We start from the raw sequence: 18172 nt of genomic DNA on the forward strand, positions 1-18172 counted from the left end.
ATTCAGTTGAGATTCAGCCCGTTTGGGTTCGTCAAAGGAGAAAACTACCATTAGGTAAATTGGAAATCATATTTTTTGGTGCTAAAAATAGCACCTCGTATTTTGTTGCTCAGTGTAATCTTCTTGCTTCTAGTACAAAACGGCGGAAATAAACCACTCATAAATAAATGAAATGCTTACGCTGTATTCATTTTTAATTTTTAATTTTTAATTCCGCCTTGCGGTACTAGCCTTGCCTGAAGGGGGATAGAAACAATAAATTCAGCCCCTTGTCCTAAAACGGATACACATTCTAACTGTCCTCGATGCTTTTTAGTCACAATTTGGTAACTAATAGATAGCCCTAAACCAGTGCCTTTACCAACAGCTTTGGTAGTAAAAAAGGGTGTGAAGAGTTGCGATCGCACATTTTCACTGATACCAGAACCATTGTCAGCAATGCGAATGACGGCGAAATCGCCTTCAACAGTAGTACGAATTGTAATGATACTTGGCTGAAGTGCGATATCGGCATAAGTCCGATGTTCGTTAAATTCCTCTAAAGAGTCGATCGCATTTGCGAGCAGGTTCATAAATACCTGATTCAGTTGTCCAGGGTAGCACTCTACAGGTGGCAGGTTGCCATATTCCTGTATTACCTGAATTCCGGGAGAATCTGGTTGGGGTTTTAGCCGATTTTGCAAAATCATTAGGGTACTATCAATGCCCTCATGGATATTAACGGCTTTAACATCAGCTTCGTCTAGGCGGGAAAAGTTTCGTAAAGATAATACAATTTGACGAATGCGATCGGTTCCCACTTGCATGGAAGCTAACAGCTTCGGTAAGTCTTCCATCAAAAAATCTAAGTCAATTTCATCTATTTCATTTTGAACTTGAGGTGGTAAATTCTGGTTTTGCTGCTGATAAAGTTGTACTACACTCATCAAGTCTTTGACATAATTATTTACGTAAGTCAGGTTGCCGTAGATAAAGCTGACTGGGTTATTAATTTCGTGAGCAACACCTGCCACCAACTGCCCTAGGCTAGACATTTTTTCGCTTTGCACCATCTGAGACTGGGTAAGCTTCAATTCATCAAGCGTGTGTTCTAGCTGCTTTGCTTTCTCACGCGCTTGTGTTTCCGAAATTTCTAACTCCTGGGAGTATATGTGCAAATTTGTGTAGAGCCGAGCATTTTCTATAGAGATGGAAACTTGCGAAGTTAATAAATTCAGTACTTCTAATCGATCTGCGGTAAAGACTCCGGTAGTGAGGTTATTTTCCAGGTAAAGAACTCCAGTCAGCTTACCCTGATGAGAGAAAGGCAAACACAAAATTGATTTGGGTTGATTGGCAACAATATAATTGTCACTTACAAAACGCTCTGTGTGGCTAGCATCGTCTAAAACCAAATTTTCTTTTGTTCTTTCAACATAGTTAATCAGCAAAACTGGTAGCTTATGCTTTACTTGAAACAGACTAGACGATCGCACTGTCACCTCATCTCGATCAATGCTTCCTTCGGCTTCAATCACCCACTGGTTCTCTCGTTTTACAAGTAGATAACCCATTTGGGCACCAGCATTCTCGATCGCGATCGTCATCATTTTCTCCAGCAGCGGATTTAGCTCCATCTCGCTTGAGAGAGCCTGCGATGCTTTAATTGCTGTGCTTAAATCTAAAGTTTGGGTTTTAGCTTCAGAAATATCCCGAATCTGCTTTGTAGCCGTACTACGCCCATTTACCTCCCCGGCTGGATCTCTAAAAAGTTGAGAATATTGTTCATCCAGTTGCCGAACTTTACCTGTAGCTTCCCATTTGAGATAGCGATAGCGGGCTTCTTTAAAATAAACTTTGGCAAAGTTTATTCTATCCTTGTCCAAGTAAAATCGAAATGCGAGTTCGTTTGCTAAGGCTTCATTTTGTAAATAACCGTTTTCGGCAGCAGAAGCGATCGCTAGATCGTACAGCTCCATTGCCTGATAATCTTGTTTATAAATCCGAGCAATTTCAGCTTGAATCAGCAGAAACTTGTGTTGATAATTAGTTGGGCAGTGCATTGCCCATTGCTGGAATTTTTCTAAGTTGGCATTTAGTTTATGCAGATAAATAACTTGAGTTGCGGTATCTGCCTCCACATAAGCCCCTGCTAAGGCAATACTTTGGTGAAAATAGAAAACAGGATTAATAAAAATTCCTCGCGCTCCCGCAACAAATTTTTCGGCATTCTCTGCATACTCAACAGCTTTGCTATACTCTCCATACCAGTTACAGAGTGCCAGTTTATAGATGTAAACTACAAATGCACTCAACATATCCGAAGATGCCAATGCAAACTCTAGCACTTGCCGTTCATCTGCCCAAGTGCCCACAAGTTGGTCAATCTTACCTGCTGGCTTAGTCAAGTTAGCGATCGCTTCCATCGCCAGCAGATGGTAGTTCAACATATTTTTGTCAATCTTGCGGAGGCTAGGAATAAAATCTTTGGCTACTTCTGCGGTTTTTTCTAAAGATTCATTGCCAAATAAGCATTGCCATAAAAAATTAACTGAACAATAACCAGACCATTGATAAGAACCTGTTTCTAAACCACTATTAAATCCTTTTAATAAATAAGGCTTACCCTGGCTAATATGGTCTTTGTAGTGACAGATTAAACCTCCCCACATATTCAAAATATTCGCTTCCAATTCCTTCGTTCTTAAAATCTCATGCAAACGCAGAGATAATTCACCAAATTCATAACCTGAATCTACCTCACCATATTCAAATACTAAGTTGAAAGAATACAGCATGTAACCAAATACAGAAATTCTTGAGTTGCCATACTGAACTGAAAGTTGAGTTATATTCATTGATGTAATATGCAACGCTTTAGATCCTAAAAAGTAGGCAATGGGCCAAACTTCTTTTAAGATGCGTTGAGCCATTAACTTCTCCTCGTCTTGCATTTGCGGTAATTCTGCGAGACTAAAAGTTGTGCGATCGCCAATAACTTTTTTGGTTTGATTAAGTTTTTCCAATAGATATGCATCATCGGGGTAAGCTGCAAACTCAAAACCTAAAAGTTCCAAGGTGTTTAACCCAATTTTATAGGCGGAGTTTAAATCATTCTCCATCCGATAACACATAATCCGATATTCATTGACTCGACACATATCAAGAGTAGTTTGAACCTTGTTGAAAGTTTGCTCTAAAATCAGCAAGGCTTTTTCATAGTTACCATTTAAAAATTCTGCTTCTCCTACTTGTAAATATAAAGTTAATGTCAGTAAGTATTTATCTTTCCAGCTATTTACAGGTAGGTAATTCATCCCTGTTTCTAGCAATTTGAGTGCAGTGACAAACGCCGAAGATGATTTTGCCCGTTGACCTGCTTTCAGATTTAATTCTGCCAGTTCATATTTTTCTACTGTTTCCACAATCAATGAACCGCCAGCATTGAGATGGTTGACGATATCAAAAAGATGTTCTTCCAACTGGGATTTTTCAGTATTATGTAATAGTAATTTGCCTACCTTTAGGTGTACTTGTTTTTGCTGAACGATTGGAATTAAAGAATAGGCAGCTTGTTGAACGCGATCGTGCAAAAACTTATAGTCAACTTGTACCGCAGTATCGCAGTAAGTTGCCAATTCCGACTGATTCAACAACTGAGGAATTTTGTAAGTATCGCTTAAGGGTAGAATTAATCCCGCCCGCAAAGCTGACCATAAATCAATTGCTGTTGCTGATGGAGATTTTTCGTTGACTACAGCTAGAGTTTCTAAATTAAAACGGTTGCCAACACAAGCAGCTAATTGTAAAACTTGCTGCGTTGCTTCTGACAATCTCTGAATTTTATTCACCATTAAATCGACTACATTATCGGTAATGGCTTGTTCCTGAATTCTGTTAAGATCCCACTGCCATAAACCCGAACGATAATCAAATGTCAAGAGATTATCTTGATGCAATACTTTGAGTAACTGAGTTAAGAAAAAGGGATTACCTTGGGTTTTTTGAAACAGCAAATCAGCTAAAGGTTCTGCTTGAGATGATTCGCAATTGAACGTGTCAGTGACCAGTTGAGTAATATGAGGTGTTGCTAATGGCTTCAAAAGTAACTCTTCAACAGTTGCCCCAAATGCTTGAATTGCCTCTAGCATTAGCATCAGTGGATGGGTGGGACTAACTTCGTTATCTCGGTAAGCTCCAATCAGCAATAGATACTGACTTTCTGGGTCAGTCATCAAATTCTCGACTAGCTTGATAGAGGCAGCATCAGCCCATTGCAGGTCATCTAAAAACAGTACTAAGGGATGTTCCGCAGCAGTAAAGGCATGGATAAATTGCTTAAACACCCGATTAAAACGGTTTTGAGACTCAGCAACACCCAACTGCGGTACAGGCGCTTGCTGCCCAATAATCAGTTCTACTTCCGGGATGACATCAATAATAACTTGACCATTAACTCCCAATGCTTGTAGTAATTTATTTTTCCAAACTTCAACTCTGGTTTGGCTTTCAGCTAACAGTTGTCGCATCAATTCTCGAAATGCTTGAATCAAAGAAGCATAAGGAATATCTCGCTTGAGTTGATCAAATTTGCCACCGATGAAGTAACCACGTTGTCGCACAATCGGTTTGTGAACTTCGTTAACTAGTGAGGATTTGCCGATACCTGAATATCCTCCTACCAACACAATTTCGCTCGAACCAAGGCTAACTTTATCGAAGGCAGCCATTAAAGCCGCCACTTCTACTTCCCGACCGTAAAGTTTTTGAGCTATTTGGAATTGATGCGAAAAATCTTGCTGACCTAAGTTAAAAAGGTCAATGCTGCCTTTTGTTTGTAGTTGTATTGCTGCTTGCTCTAAATCAGCCTTTAACCCGTAAGCACTCTGATAACGGTCTTCAGCAGTTTTGCTGAGAAGTTTCATAGCGATCGCAGAGATTCCCAATGGTACATTAGGATTAATCTCGTGCGGAGCTACAGGAATTTTCGCAATGTGACAATGCACCAACTCCATTGAGTCTTGAGCATTGGGGAAGGGAAGCTGACCAGTCAGCATTTCGTAGAAACTGACACCTAATGAGTAAAAATCTGTCCGATAATCTAAGGTTCGGTTGATACGTCCGGTTTGCTCTGGCGACATATAAGCCAGTGTTCCTTCTAGAAGGTTGAGGCTAGTAATTTCTGGACTTTCTTTGGATAACAGCGAAGCGATGCTGAAATCAATCAGTTTTATTTTTTCGGTATTGGGGTTATAAAGAATGTTTTCGGGCTTAATATCCTTATGGATAATGTGATGGGTATGTAACTCTCCCAATGTTTCAGTAATTTGATTGGCAATATTCAGAAATTTTGTAAGTTCAATCCCTGTCGTAGATATCTGATGTTTTAAGCTTTCTCCACCAAAGTCTTCTAAAACCAGTGCTAGACCATTATTGTAGCCGTTGTCATAACTGATTAATTCATGGGCTTTAATTACACCTGCAATATTCAGATTTTGGATGATTTCGTATTCGTGCTTGAGTTGGGCAATCTCTTTGATACTGGGATACTCTGCTTTGAGCAGTTTGATAACAACTGAGTGTCCGTTAGCCTTGGAGTATGCTCGATAAATTACTGTGGCAGCAGCTTCATAAATTAAACTTGTAATACTATAGTCAGGGATGTGAGCAATTAATTTAAACATTAATACTTGTCTGAATGTTGTTTTTTAATAAATTTTGGTAGTTACTATGATAGTTCCCAGAATTCAAGTCAAGTTAACTCTTCAAATGCTAATTAAATAAAGATTAGCCTCGCTAATCTTTAGCACCACGCAATGACTATAAACTTTCTCTGACAGTGTGTACAGTTCGTTTATTTACGTAATAGTCTAAGTCTAGTTATGCTAAATAACTGGCGAATTTACCTACTTGCGTCAGTCTAAGAACCACAAATACAGATTTGTACTGAAGTGAACGATTATCAGTAAATACGCATTGCGATTTTTCAAATTTGGACTTACGTATGGGTAACGGAAAACAAACCACAGAGGGCGCAGAGGTCACGGAGGAATGAGAGTTTTAGAGGGTTTTTGCGTAAGTCCTATTTGGGTAAAACACATTAGGCTTGGTTATTATTGCTGATTTGTTGATAGCGTTGTCAAAATCTTGACAAAATTACCCGATTGTCAAATAACTGAGGTGACAGGTTCAACAACGAAGGAGTAAAAATCATGAATAGCAATATTAAGAAACTCACAGGTAAAGTTGCCCTCATTACAGGTGGTTCACGGGGTATTGGTGCTGCGATCGCAAAACGTCTGGCTGAAGACGGCGCAGACATTGCCATCAGTTACGCCAACTCATCCGAAACGGCCGCGATCGTTGTCCGGGAACTCGAAGAAAAAGGCGTTAGGGCCGCCGCCTTCAAAGCCGACCAAGCCGATCCTCTCCAGGTTGGGAATTTGGTTAAGATGGTCGCCGAACGCTTTGGTCGTCTCGATATTCTCGTGAACAACGCTGGTGTATTTGTCCTTGGTGTAGTTGGCGATCCTGCAAGCGATATTGCATCCCTAGAACGGCAGTTTGCGATCAATGTCGGTGGCGTAGTGGCTGCCGTCCGCGCTGCTGCACCACTCATGACTGAAGGTGGACGGATCATCTCCATCGGCTCCTGTGTTGGAACCCATTCGCTTTGGCCAGGAATCTCCGATTATTCAGCAACTAAATCTGCGATCGCTGGCTACACGCGCGGATGGGCACGTGACCTGGGATCGAGGGCGATCACAGTTAACGTTGTACAGCCAGGCCCAATTGAAACTGATATGAACCCATCTGATAGTGATTTTGCGGTAATCCAAAAAGCAGCCACAGCGCTCAACCGCTACGGTAAGCCAGAGGAAGTTGCAGCTGCGGTCGCTTTTCTCGCCAGTCCTGACGCAGCTTTCATCACCGGTGCAACACTTGATGTTGATGGCGGGATGAATGCTTAGATGTCTTAACCAATTGGGTACAACAATCTGCTGCGGCTCTATTAGATGGTCATATTACCAAAGCCCGCGTTTGATTGAGTGGGGGTCTTAAACCCAAGATCCGTTTGGTTAAAACTTATCCTAACCACTCAGGATTTTTGGCTGTACTATCAAATTGGCTAGTGGTTTTAAACAGTTCATACTGACCTTTAAGAGCAGCTTGGCGAGTCCGATTCAGTAATGCTTTAACTTGTTCCTGGCTCATAGGTGTAAAAGTACGTACTGCCTCGAAAGCCTGGTTTAAGATGGGCATACTTTCAATGCCTGTAATCACCGTTGAAGTTGGCAGATTCATCGCGTAATGCAGACATTCGATAGGTTTGACCACATTGCTTTTGAGGATGTTTTGGTCGCCCATTGATTTCATCCCCAATACAGCAATTCCGTCCTTAACCAGTTTGGGTAAAACTTGCCTCTCAAAACTGCGGAAATGGGCATCCATAACATTTAACGGCATCTGCACTGCATCAAAACGGAAGTTGTTCTGATTGGCAACTTCCAACATTCTCAGGTGTACTAAAGGATCTTTGTGTCCAGTAAAGCCTATGTAGCGAATCTTGCCAGCTTTTTGTGCTTCCACAACTGCTTCCATCGCACCACCAGGGGCAAAAATCCGGTCTGGGTCTTCCATACGAATGACTTCATGATGCTGCAATAAATCAATGCGGTCTGTTTGCAAACGTTTTAAAGATTCATCAATTTGTTTAGTAGCGGCCGCCTTTGTGCGACCGTCAATTTTAGTCATCAGAAAAGCTTTTTGACGATAACCATTTTGCAGAGCTTTACCCATACGAATTTCGCTACCTCCGTTATGGTAATCCCAGCTATTATCCATAAAATTAATCCCGCGATCGAGGGCAGTATGGATCAGATTAATACCCTCTTGCTCATCTTTTGGTCTACCAATATGATGACCACCTAGACCAATTACAGATACTTGTTCTCCGGTGCGTCCTAGTTGCCTGTAGAGCATTTCACCTTTTTTTATCTGGAGTGGGGTAGGCTGATTTTGCGCTAAAACCTGTTTAGTGAAACCTTGTAAAGCAAATACCCCAGCTCCACCTAAACCAGAAGCAGAAACTAGCTTCAGTAAATCTCGTCTGTTAATATCCACAAATTAATCCTTTTGCCACAGTATGAGAACTTGCCCTGATAGCTAGCTTTGCATGGGAGCAAAATTCGCTGCTTCTAACTGTTGAAGGAGAAAAGCTGTCAAGTAGAGATAGATTTTTGATAAGAGAGGGTAAGAGAAAAGAATATTCCATCACTGTGTAAGTAAAGGAAAAATTGGAGACATAGGAAGCAGAAGAATCTAATAGTCGTCTTCCTGATGTTGTTTCAGTAGTTAAAATGTCAACTCCAACACAGTGCCTTAGTCCGAAAGTGTTATTAGAGAATTGTTTCTAAATCTTGGCAAGTATCATTTGTAGTGCTAAATATTCCTTGCAAAATTTCGAAACATTTAGCGTGTGGCTCAGAAGTTGAGAAATTCCAGAAAATTTCTTTAGAAAAATCAAAATTTCAAACTTGATTGCGATAATAAGTTTAGGTAAAGGCAATAGGGAATAGGGCAGGAGTTGGAAGGGTACTGTTAACCCGTCCAACACAATCGTGTCATTGGGACGGGGCTTCTGACCCGATGAAAGGTCGAGCGAACAAGATCCGCATCTAACCAAAAATCTTCACTGTTGCCTGTTCCTTTGGCCGAAAGTTAGTAACTCAAACCTGTTTATCCTCAAGTGTTAAATTTCCCAGTACTACACATGAGTAGAGCCAATGACTGCTTTATCACCAGATCATTCAATCAGTTCATCAAGTACTCATACTTTAGATATAGCTAGGCAAGAGTATCAATATAACTACAACCATATTCCATCTATTGCGATGGTGGATCAACTTTCTATTACGGAAGAGTTCACCACTAACTGGTATTTTTTATTAGCCCAGCAGTTACGAGTTATTTTTATCAATACCTTGATTGTCAATAGAGGCAATCAAGATTCTAAATCGATTCGTGATGATGTCGAAAGATTTATTTTAGAAGCCTTGCTTAAGGGAGCAGTACCAGCCCGAATCAGCATCCTGGCAAGAATCCTGCAAATTATCCCTCAGCTTTTGCTCAAAGGGATATCTAAGGATTTTAGAGAACTTGACGAGCTTTTTCATTCTATTCTGAAAGAAAACGGACTTGTGATCCTTAGAGATGCTCTAAATAGGATAATTAACCTTCTATATGAAGGACAGCCTACAGGACATGCAACTAGTCTCAAGGACTACGAAAATTTGTTTCCGGTGATTAGTCTACCAGCCATTGCTAAAACTTACCAGGAAGATGAAGTATTTGCGTACATGAGAGTGGCTGGCTACAATCCCGTAATGATTGAGCGAGTAACTACTCCAAGCGATCGCTTCCCAGTCACAGACGAACATTATCAAGCAGTGATGGGAAATGACGATTCATTAGCAGCAGCCGGGCTTGAAGGAAGACTCTACTTAGCTGACTATAAAATTTTAGATGATGCGATCAACGGTACATTCCCAGACGAGCAAAAATATCTCTATGCTCCCCTAGCACTGTTTGCCTTACCCAAAGGTTCAGACCCCACCCGTCTATTGCGTCCAATAGCCATTCAATGCGGTCAAACCCCAGGTACAGATTATCCAATTGTTACCCCTAACTCCGGTAAATACGCTTGGATTTTTGCCAAAACAGTTGTCCAAATAGCAGATGCTAACATCCACGAAGCTGTTACTCACCTAGCAAGAACTCACTTGTTTGTTGGTGTTTTTGCGATCGCCACCGCTCGACAATTGCCACTCACACATCCCCTGAGAATCCTGCTGCGCCCTCATTTTGACAGCACATTAGCAATTAACGATGCTGCCCAACGTACTCTCATTGCTCCAGGCGGTGGTGTCGATAGATTACTCTCAGCATCAATCGATAATTCTCGCGTTTTAGCGGTGCTAGGGTTACAAAGCTATGGTTTCAATAGTGCCATCTTACCTAAGCAATTCCAACAGCGCGGTGTGGATGATCCTAATCTCTTGCCTATTTATCCTTACCGGGATGACGCATTATTAGTATGGGATGCTATTCATCAATGGGTTTGGGACTACTTAAACCTTTACTACACCACCGATGAAGACATTCATCAAGACACAGCCCTGCAAGCGTGGGCAGCCGAAATCTCAGCTTACGATGGTGGTCGTATCCCCGATTTTGGCGAAGATGGGGGCATAAAAACCCTAAATTACCTAATTGATGCCACTACACTGATTATTTTTACTGCCAGTGCCCAACATGCAGCCGTTAACTTTCCGCAAAAAGATTTGATGGGCTACGCCGCAGCTATACCAATGGCAGGTTATTTACCAGCCTCAACTCTTAAAAGAGAAGTTACTGAACAAGACTACCTTAATTTGCTCCCCCCTTTAGATCAGGCGCAACGACAATACAACCTACTCAGCTTATTAGGGTCTGTATACTACAACAAGCTGGGCGAATATCAGCAAGGATATTTTACAGACCAAAAAATAAAACCATTGTTGCAGGCATTCCAAAGTAATCTTCAGCAGGTAGAAGATACCATCAAGCAACGTAATTTGCACCGTCCACCCTATGAGTATCTACTTCCTTCTAAAATTCCTCAGAGCATCAATATCTGAATTAGGGACAAATAATAAATGACAAATGACCAATGACAAATGACCAATGACAAATGACAAATGACAAATGACAAATGACAAATGACAAATGACAAATGACAAATGACAAATGGCAAATGACAAATGACAAATGACAAATGACAAATAACAGTAAATATTATGACACTTAAAGATAAAGTTCTCAAAGGTCACGATCGCCAGCTACGCTTTTAGGATCAGTTATTGGTGTTCTCTGCTTGAATAATGCCCTCAGAAATGATGTAGTGTCAGAAATTAATGTAGCCTGGAATGGTAAGAAAACTTTAGACCCAGACGCTCTAGAACAGTTAACACTTCTCAATCAAGTGATTCTAGAAACGGCTCGTCTTTATCCACCTGTGCGATTTGTTAGCCAACTCACTACTGAAGGGGGTGAAGTTGAGATTGGAGAACAAAAATGTCCATTCCAAAAAGGTACTCGTTTGCTTGGCTCTATTCTTACGGCTAATCGAGATGCCAACAGATACCAAAATCCAGATGATTTTGACCTAACACGGAATTTTTCAGATATTTTATCTTGGAATGGTGAAGGGCATGAGCGAGCCTGTCCTGGTAAATCCTTATCAATTGGCTTTATCAAGATTTTCTGTTTACATCTGTTCCAGAACTATCAATGGGACTCAATTACAGAAGTCAAATGGGATTTTGAAAAAGTGACTGCCGTTACTCCTAATAATTTAGTGCTACAAGGTTTTACTCAACGACTGTGAGTAATAAAGTTAGGATTGGAAATTTTGAATTAGAGGATGTTTGTAAAGTGTTTTTTGAATGTGTATTAATTACGAATTACGTTAGCGTAGCGGGGCGTAGCCCATTACGAACTAAAAATCACTATGGCTGAATTAATTGAAAAAAAGCAACTCGATAATATTGCAACCTGGATGATTCCAATCAAAGAAACAAACTTACCATCTATCCTGAAGGGTGTGTTCTTTATGGATGGTAATCCCCTACCAGATACTTGCATTACTATGTACAATTTGGAATGGGACACACAGAATAGAACTTTGGTTTTACCAATTTTTTCACCGTTACAGTGGACTTTTCATAACTCGATTGCGGGTTGGATATTACTACGTTTAATTCAATGGTTTAAAGTAACTTATAAAATTCAATTTGAAGATGAAACGTTGCAACAAGCTCAAATCATCCCTATTTTGCTGGGAATACCAATTTCAACATTGATTGTAAGTTGTACAATGTCCCAAAACAAAAATTCTCTTAATGGAGATATTTGGCACAGAAATAACGTTTGGTTCGGTGGACTTTCTAGGGCTGGTGAGTATACTCTCCGTAAGGTTGTTGATAAAGATGGTTGTTATACTCTTGCTTTTAACGATATGCTTTCTAGGGTCAAAAATGAGTGTTTAGTGATTGCACACCACTCAAATCAACAAAAAGCGATTACGATATCTGAACCTAAATTGTAAAAGGAAATATACCTGATGAACTATTGTGACAATCAAAATCTGCCAGACAATCAACCGTATAAAATTTACGAATTTAAAAAAAACAATCAGGAAAAAATCCCTGGCTATTTAGTAGTTAGTACTGCCAAACTGAACGTTGAGACAGAAGAACATAATTCTAATAGGTATTTATCATTAGTTGCTAATAAAAAGCTTTTTAATATCAATGATGGACAAGCCGAACCTTCAACCCAAGACATGATTGAGAAAATTGCTAAAACTTTGGAATCAAGCCCCGAACCAGAAATTATTATAAATATTCATGGATATAGTTCTACACCATCGGATACAGAGACAGGGTGCAAAAAGATTTATGAATATATTAATACGTCTATTCAGCAACCAAATAAGTATATTTTTATTGGATATAGATGGCCATCGGAAAATCCCACAAAAACGGATGAGTCTGGTTCTTTTGGGCAAAAGCTAATCAACGCACTTTCTTCTCTACCAACTTTACTAGCTATCAATTTAGCTCTGGGACTAACAATTAGTATATGGTCTGCCATAGCTTTATTGTTCCTAAATATTTTGAGTAATGGCGCTGTCCACTTTTTCACAGCGATGTTAATTTTATCTGGCATTGTATCTGCAATTATTTTTACATTAATTATTCTTAGGTTATCTACTTATTTTCGTGATACTTATAGAGCGACTAATTACGGAGTTACAGATTTAGTTGAATTGATTAGACAGCTTGATTATACTGTAAAACTGCCTCGAAATAAACGGATTAAGTTATCTTTTATTAGTCATAGTATGGGATGTTTTGTAGTTACAAATGTAATTCGTATTCTCTCTGATGTTTTTGATGTAAAATCTATTAATAAAAAACCGGATTCGGATATTGGCAATGTATTTAGATTAGGCAGACTTGTGCTAGTTGCACCTGATATTCCTGTAGAAAGTATCTTTCCAGGACGTGCTAATTTTCTTCGTTCATCTTTACGTCGCTGCGAAGAAGCTTATATATTTTGTAATGAGGGAGACTTAGCATTACGATTTACCTCTACTGCCGCAAATTATTTTAGTTTTCCAGCGCGAACTCGTATTAGTGGATACAGGCTTGGTAATATAACAGTTAAGCATTTCAACAATAAAAATGATTTAGTGGGTCACGCACCCAGATATGGAGTTGTTAATTTGCAAAAGCAAGACTATGGCAAAGGTTATAGACTTGACAACCCTTATAAATATTTAGAAATCCGTTCTTCTAGTAGCGAACATAGAAAACTTGAAGAGATAACTAAAATGTCAGAAGAGTGGGTACAACCCGCAGATTTATTTACATATTTTGACTGTACAGATTATAAAGATGACCGGATGGATCAGATCGGAATTGTTAGTTCTGCCATCCAAAAGCCAGCGATAAATTTTGGAAATTATATTCTCCTAACCTTGGCATTTATTCGGAAGTCTATTAACAATAGAGATCCTCAAGGTATTGATACCCACACAGGCTATTTTGGAGGTGGTTTTAGTCAAAAAGCCATTTACGAATTAGCTTTTTTAGGATTTCAAGGATTTTTACGATCTTTGTCAATTGAAGGAGACGAGTCTGAGCAAATTAGCGTTTTTTCTCAAAGATGCCAAGAAAAGCAAATTCAAGTTATTCTTGCGCCGCAAATTTATCAACAAAAAACTCAACGTTAGACAAGAGATTCCAAAATCATTGGTGATACGGGTTGGCAAACGCGACATCCTCAGTATTCAATCGATAGTACTTGACCCTCTGACTATCCTCCAGTGGTTGCCGCGAATTATTAGACAGTCTGAATTGAGTGAGATATTTTCCCAAAATCCACAGAGAAAATTCATCAAGTAGGATGGTCAGTTTGAGAATCCCCTTAATGTGAGATACATTATGCTAGGAGAATTCCGCCGAAACCAGAATCATCCCCTCGTCGCCTTTAATCTCAACCCCAGCTATTAGATCGATCAACACCACTCTCTGTCCCAATCGATGGCACATAAGCCACACGGTACAATGATTGCTTCAATCAGTGCAAATGCTCAAGCGATCGCATCTGTCGAGTGTATTCCGATTCGTTGGAGGATACAGTTAAAAAGCTAATAAGGAAAATCCTTAAATATTGTAAGGATTTTCCTAATTTGATTTTTTTGTATTCAAAGTTAATCTTAGAAAATATGACCAAATAAATTTTTCATTAAGTAAATTGATAGCTTAAATCACTTTTAAGAAGCTTTTGTCAGGCTGGCTTGTTAATTTCCTGACTGAACTATCTTATAGAGTGCAACAGCTTATCTTGACCACTGTAAGCGCAACTACACTTACTGGTTCTCCGGCAGAACAAGATGGCTTTCTACTCAAATAAAATTCGTCTTCTATAAAATAGCCGCCCTCAAATTCAATAATCTTTTAGGTTTAAAAATCGGTACAAAAACAGTATTTACCCTGATGATAGCGGTAAAAAAGATAGTCATCATTAAGTAGCAAGATATTACTTAGTACACCACGATATCGGGGATTAACTAGATAAACATAAATAATCATTGAATAAAAATTCCAAATTTAGAATTCATAAGTCAAAACTAATACTACTAAATAATCTTATTTAGTGTCAGTGTTAACTCTATTTTGTCACTTTTAGAAAATAATAATCGAAGCCAGATTCGGGGAATTTGATTTCGTCAAGTACTAAGGCTTTATTTTCTAATAAAAACTAAGATTTGTAGACAAAAAATAAAATTCAAAACCTTGTAATCCTTTCATTGATTGAATTCTCCTAAAGTGACACAAGATAGTTAAACCCCTTTATTCAGATATTTACTGACTCCCTACTGCTAAGAAGCACCGCTTATTCGGTCGGAATAACCAACTGAATTCTGACCCCTTAGCGGAGCGTCTCCGGCTTTGCTCGTGATTCCTGAATTCTTTTTTGTAAATTTAAGGAGAATGGTGTTGGTGAAACAAGTTATTATTGAGAACTCTATTATTAGTTCAGTATTTTCTAAGCAACAAATATTAAACAAGCCTGTAAGTATAATCTCTGGACTACGACCTCTGGCATTCGGCTTCATTTTAGCAGCCGTATTATCTAATTATCAGCAAGTCATTGCCCAAACTCCAAATCCTGACACCCTACCACCCGGTCGGTTAGAAGAAGTTCCGGTAACACCCTTACCCACTGACGTGTTGCCAAAACCAACAGATAACAACCAATTAGTCCCTTTGCCCACAATACCAGATGAGTCAATTCCAAATCAGGATAACTCGAATGCGAAATTTCGGGTAGAGCGGATTGAAGTTGTTGGTAGTACAGTTTTCAAACCAGAGCAATTTGCCGCGATTACCAATCCCTTTGTCGGCCAAGAAGTGACATTTGCAGAATTATTGCAAATCAAAGATGCGATCGCCAAGCTTTACATTGATAATGGTTATGTAACCACAGGTGCATTGATTACACCGCAGACACTAGAAGCAGGAACAGTAAAGATTCAGGTAATCGAAGGCAGTCTGCAAGAAATCAAAATCATTGGTAACAGACGATTACGTAGTCAATACATTCGCGATCGCATTCAACTTGGTGCTGGTAAACCCCTAAACGTACCCCGCCTCCTAGAAAAACTCCAACTACTCCGCCTCGATCCACGCATCCAAAACCTCTCAGCCGAATTACAAACAGGCGTGCATCCCGGAAGCAATGTATTACAAGTTGAGGTTGAAGAAGCAGATACTTTTAAACTGACGGCAAGCTTAGATAATGGGCGATCGCCAAGTGTGGGTAGTTTTCGCCGGGGAGTGGATCTGCAAGAAGCCAATTTATTAGGTTTGGGCGATACCCTGAGTGTAGGATACGCCAATACTGATGGTAGTAATAGCATTAATGCCAATTACACACTACCGATTAATGCCCACAATGGCACTATCTCCTTTGGCTTTAGCCAGGGATGGAACCATGTTATTGAAGAACCATTCAGTGTCCTTGATATCCAATCAGATTCTCAATCTTATGAATTAGGATATCGCCAACCACTAGTGCAAAAACCAACCCAAGAGTTGGCAGTTGGGCTGTCATTTTCGCGCCAATCAAGCCAAACTGAGTTGGGTATTGATAATATTGGGCCGTTTCGCCTCTCCCCAGGTGCAGATGAGAACGGAAAAACGAATATTTCGGCTTTGCGCTTTTTTCAAGAATATACCCAGCGAAGTAACCACTATGTCTTCGCGGCGCGATCGCAATTGAGTTTTGGGGTAGATTGGTTCGATGCCAATGTCAGTGAGAATGAACCAGATAGCCGCTTTTTTGCATGGCGGGGACAGGCGCAGTGGGTGCGACAATTAGCACCAGACACATTATTTTTAGTTAGGGGCGATTTCCAATTAGCGGCAGATTCCTTAGTGCCTTTAGAGCAATTTGGTCTTGGGGGACAACTCAGTGTCCGGGGCTATCGCCAAGACGCATTACTTACAGATAATGGTCTGTTGTTTTCGGCAGAATTTCGAGTTCCTATTGTCCGCGCGAAAAAGATTAACGGGGTGCTGCAACTGACACCCTTCATTGATGTGGGTAAAGGTTGGAACGTCAACGGCGAAAATCCATCGCCCAGCACCCTTGTTAGTACTGGGTTGGGGCTGTTGTGGAAACAGGGTGATGACTTATCGGCTCGCCTCGATTGGGGTATTCCTTTAATCTCGGTGGATGGTGAAAAGCGATCGCTCCAAGAAAATGGCTTGTACTTCTCACTCCGCTATTCGCCATTTTGACCTTGATTTCTCACATGTGAGAAATCAAGGAGTGTGGGAGGTGTGGGAGGATGGGGAAGAAATCTGACCCCGCACAATCCCCACACTCCCCTGCCTACAGTATCAATATTTTAAAATACAAAGTATAAATAAAGGCTTGACGATGAGTACGACCCCTCTTTGGTTAGTTCTGTGTGGTGGAATAATACCGTTAATAGTAATGCCACTTTGGTGCGGCTTTGTGAGTGCCCAAATAACTCCTGATAGCATCCTCAACACCACAATCTCTCAAAACAGCAGGTGATATATCTGTCAATTCCGATAGCTTACTAGTGTCTGATGGTGCCGCATTATCTTCTATTACCTTTGGTCAAGGCTCTAGCGGTCAGGTAAACATCCGCAACAGAGATACTACAGTTAGAGGTGACAACCCCGCCGGACTTTACAGCAATATTAGCGTCCTCACCTACGGTACTGGCAGCGCCAAAACCTTAACGCTGGATACTGCGAGGTTACAACTGTTAGATGGAGGAGTGGTGGCCGGAACTTCGTTTTTTATCGGTAATGGGGGAGATATTAGAGTAAATGCGACAGAATCTATCCAAATCAGCGATTGCAGTCGATTAAATCAAATTACAAGTAGAAAAGTTGTTGTTGATTCGCGATCGCAGCCAAGTAACTGCAACGGCTGGCGGTTCGGGGGATGGGGGCAATATCAATATTAATGCACCTATTGTTGCTGGTTTAGAAAACAGCGACATTATTGCTAATGCATTTAAAGGACGTGGGGGTAATATTCAAATTGCCACACGGGAAATTATTGGCTTACAATATCGTCCTTAAATTACTGCTGAAAATGATATTACTGCTAGTTCCCAATTTGGTGTTAATGGTACGGTAGATATTAACAATTTTGGAGTTGACCCCAATTCCGGCTTAGTAGAATTACCAGTAAAATTAACAGACTCATCACAGCAAATTGCTACAAGTTGTTCTAGTACTACTGGCAGCAGTTTTGTCACTACCGGAAGGGGTGGTATACCGCAAAATCCAACGCAGGAAATTGGCAGCGATCGCACTTGGTCTGATATCCGCGACATCTCTGCATACCGCAAAACTGGCGAAGTCAAAGCACAAATTCCCACATCATCAGGGGTTCTTGTTCAAGCCACTTCTTGGCATCGCAATGCTGACGGCAAAATTGAGTTAATAACAAACAGATAAATCTCCCGTTCAGGTGCAACAGGCATTAGACTGTGCTGCTATTGGCAAAAGTTAATTTGCCCCAGAAATTCCAA

9 protein-coding genes and 1 pseudogene are annotated in these 18172 nt (G+C 40.3%); 8 read left to right on the forward strand and 2 right to left on the reverse strand.

Annotated features, from left to right (window positions below; genetic code table 11):
* Positions 1–200: 200 nt before the first annotated feature.
* On the reverse strand, positions 201–5663 hold the full coding sequence (locus ACFFRD_RS16380) for an AAA family ATPase (protein WP_392482369.1): 5463 nt from the start codon (positions 5661–5663) through the stop codon (positions 201–203).
* Between the two features lie 528 nt (positions 5664–6191).
* Here ACFFRD_RS16380 and ACFFRD_RS16385 point away from each other — a divergent pair.
* Positions 6192–6950 carry an SDR family NAD(P)-dependent oxidoreductase gene (locus ACFFRD_RS16385; protein WP_179071963.1) on the forward strand — a complete coding sequence of 253 codons (759 nt, stop codon included), beginning with the start codon at positions 6192–6194 and terminating at the stop codon, positions 6948–6950.
* A 115-nt stretch (positions 6951–7065) separates the two neighbouring features.
* On the opposite strand, the gene ACFFRD_RS16390 is transcribed toward ACFFRD_RS16385, so the two are convergent.
* On the reverse strand, positions 7066–8103 hold the full coding sequence (locus tag ACFFRD_RS16390; protein WP_392482370.1) for an aldo/keto reductase: 1038 nt from the start codon (positions 8101–8103) through the stop codon (positions 7066–7068).
* 662 nt (positions 8104–8765) lie between these two features.
* Here ACFFRD_RS16390 and ACFFRD_RS16395 point away from each other — a divergent pair.
* The 7 genes and pseudogenes from ACFFRD_RS16395 to ACFFRD_RS16425 form a co-directional block, all read left to right on the forward strand.
* Entirely contained in the window at positions 8766–10658 is a 1893-nt protein-coding gene (locus ACFFRD_RS16395) for a lipoxygenase family protein (RefSeq protein ID WP_392482371.1), read from the forward strand.
* A gap of 263 nt (positions 10659–10921) precedes the next feature.
* The gene (locus ACFFRD_RS16400) at positions 10922–11407 is read left to right on the forward strand and encodes a cytochrome P450 (RefSeq protein ID WP_392482372.1); all 486 of its coding nucleotides are present in this window, start codon (positions 10922–10924) and stop codon (positions 11405–11407) included.
* Between the two features lie 123 nt (positions 11408–11530).
* Entirely contained in the window at positions 11531–12127 is a 597-nt protein-coding gene (locus tag ACFFRD_RS16405; protein ID WP_392482373.1) for a hypothetical protein, read from the forward strand.
* Positions 12128–12142: 15 nt separating this feature from the next.
* On the forward strand, positions 12143–13819 hold the full coding sequence (locus tag ACFFRD_RS16410) for an alpha/beta hydrolase (protein WP_392482374.1): 1677 nt from the start codon (positions 12143–12145) through the stop codon (positions 13817–13819).
* A gap of 1264 nt (positions 13820–15083) precedes the next feature.
* Positions 15084–16895 (forward strand): ShlB/FhaC/HecB family hemolysin secretion/activation protein, encoded by a 1812-nt coding sequence (locus tag ACFFRD_RS16415; RefSeq protein ID WP_392482375.1) that lies wholly within the window; start codon positions 15084–15086, stop codon positions 16893–16895.
* Between the two features lie 142 nt (positions 16896–17037).
* Complete coding sequence (locus tag ACFFRD_RS16420; RefSeq protein WP_392482376.1) at positions 17038–17178, forward strand: hypothetical protein; 141 nt, start codon at positions 17038–17040, stop codon at positions 17176–17178.
* Positions 17168–18153 (forward strand): annotated as a pseudogene (locus tag ACFFRD_RS16425) (filamentous hemagglutinin); the annotation flags it as partial. The gene ACFFRD_RS16420 and the pseudogene ACFFRD_RS16425, both read left to right, overlap by 11 nt.
* Positions 18154–18172: the final 19 nt, after the last annotated feature.

Source organism: Nostoc sp. C110 (genome assembly GCF_043099725.1).
Classification (GTDB): Bacteria; Cyanobacteriota; Cyanobacteriia; order Cyanobacteriales; family Nostocaceae; genus Nostoc; species Nostoc muscorum_A.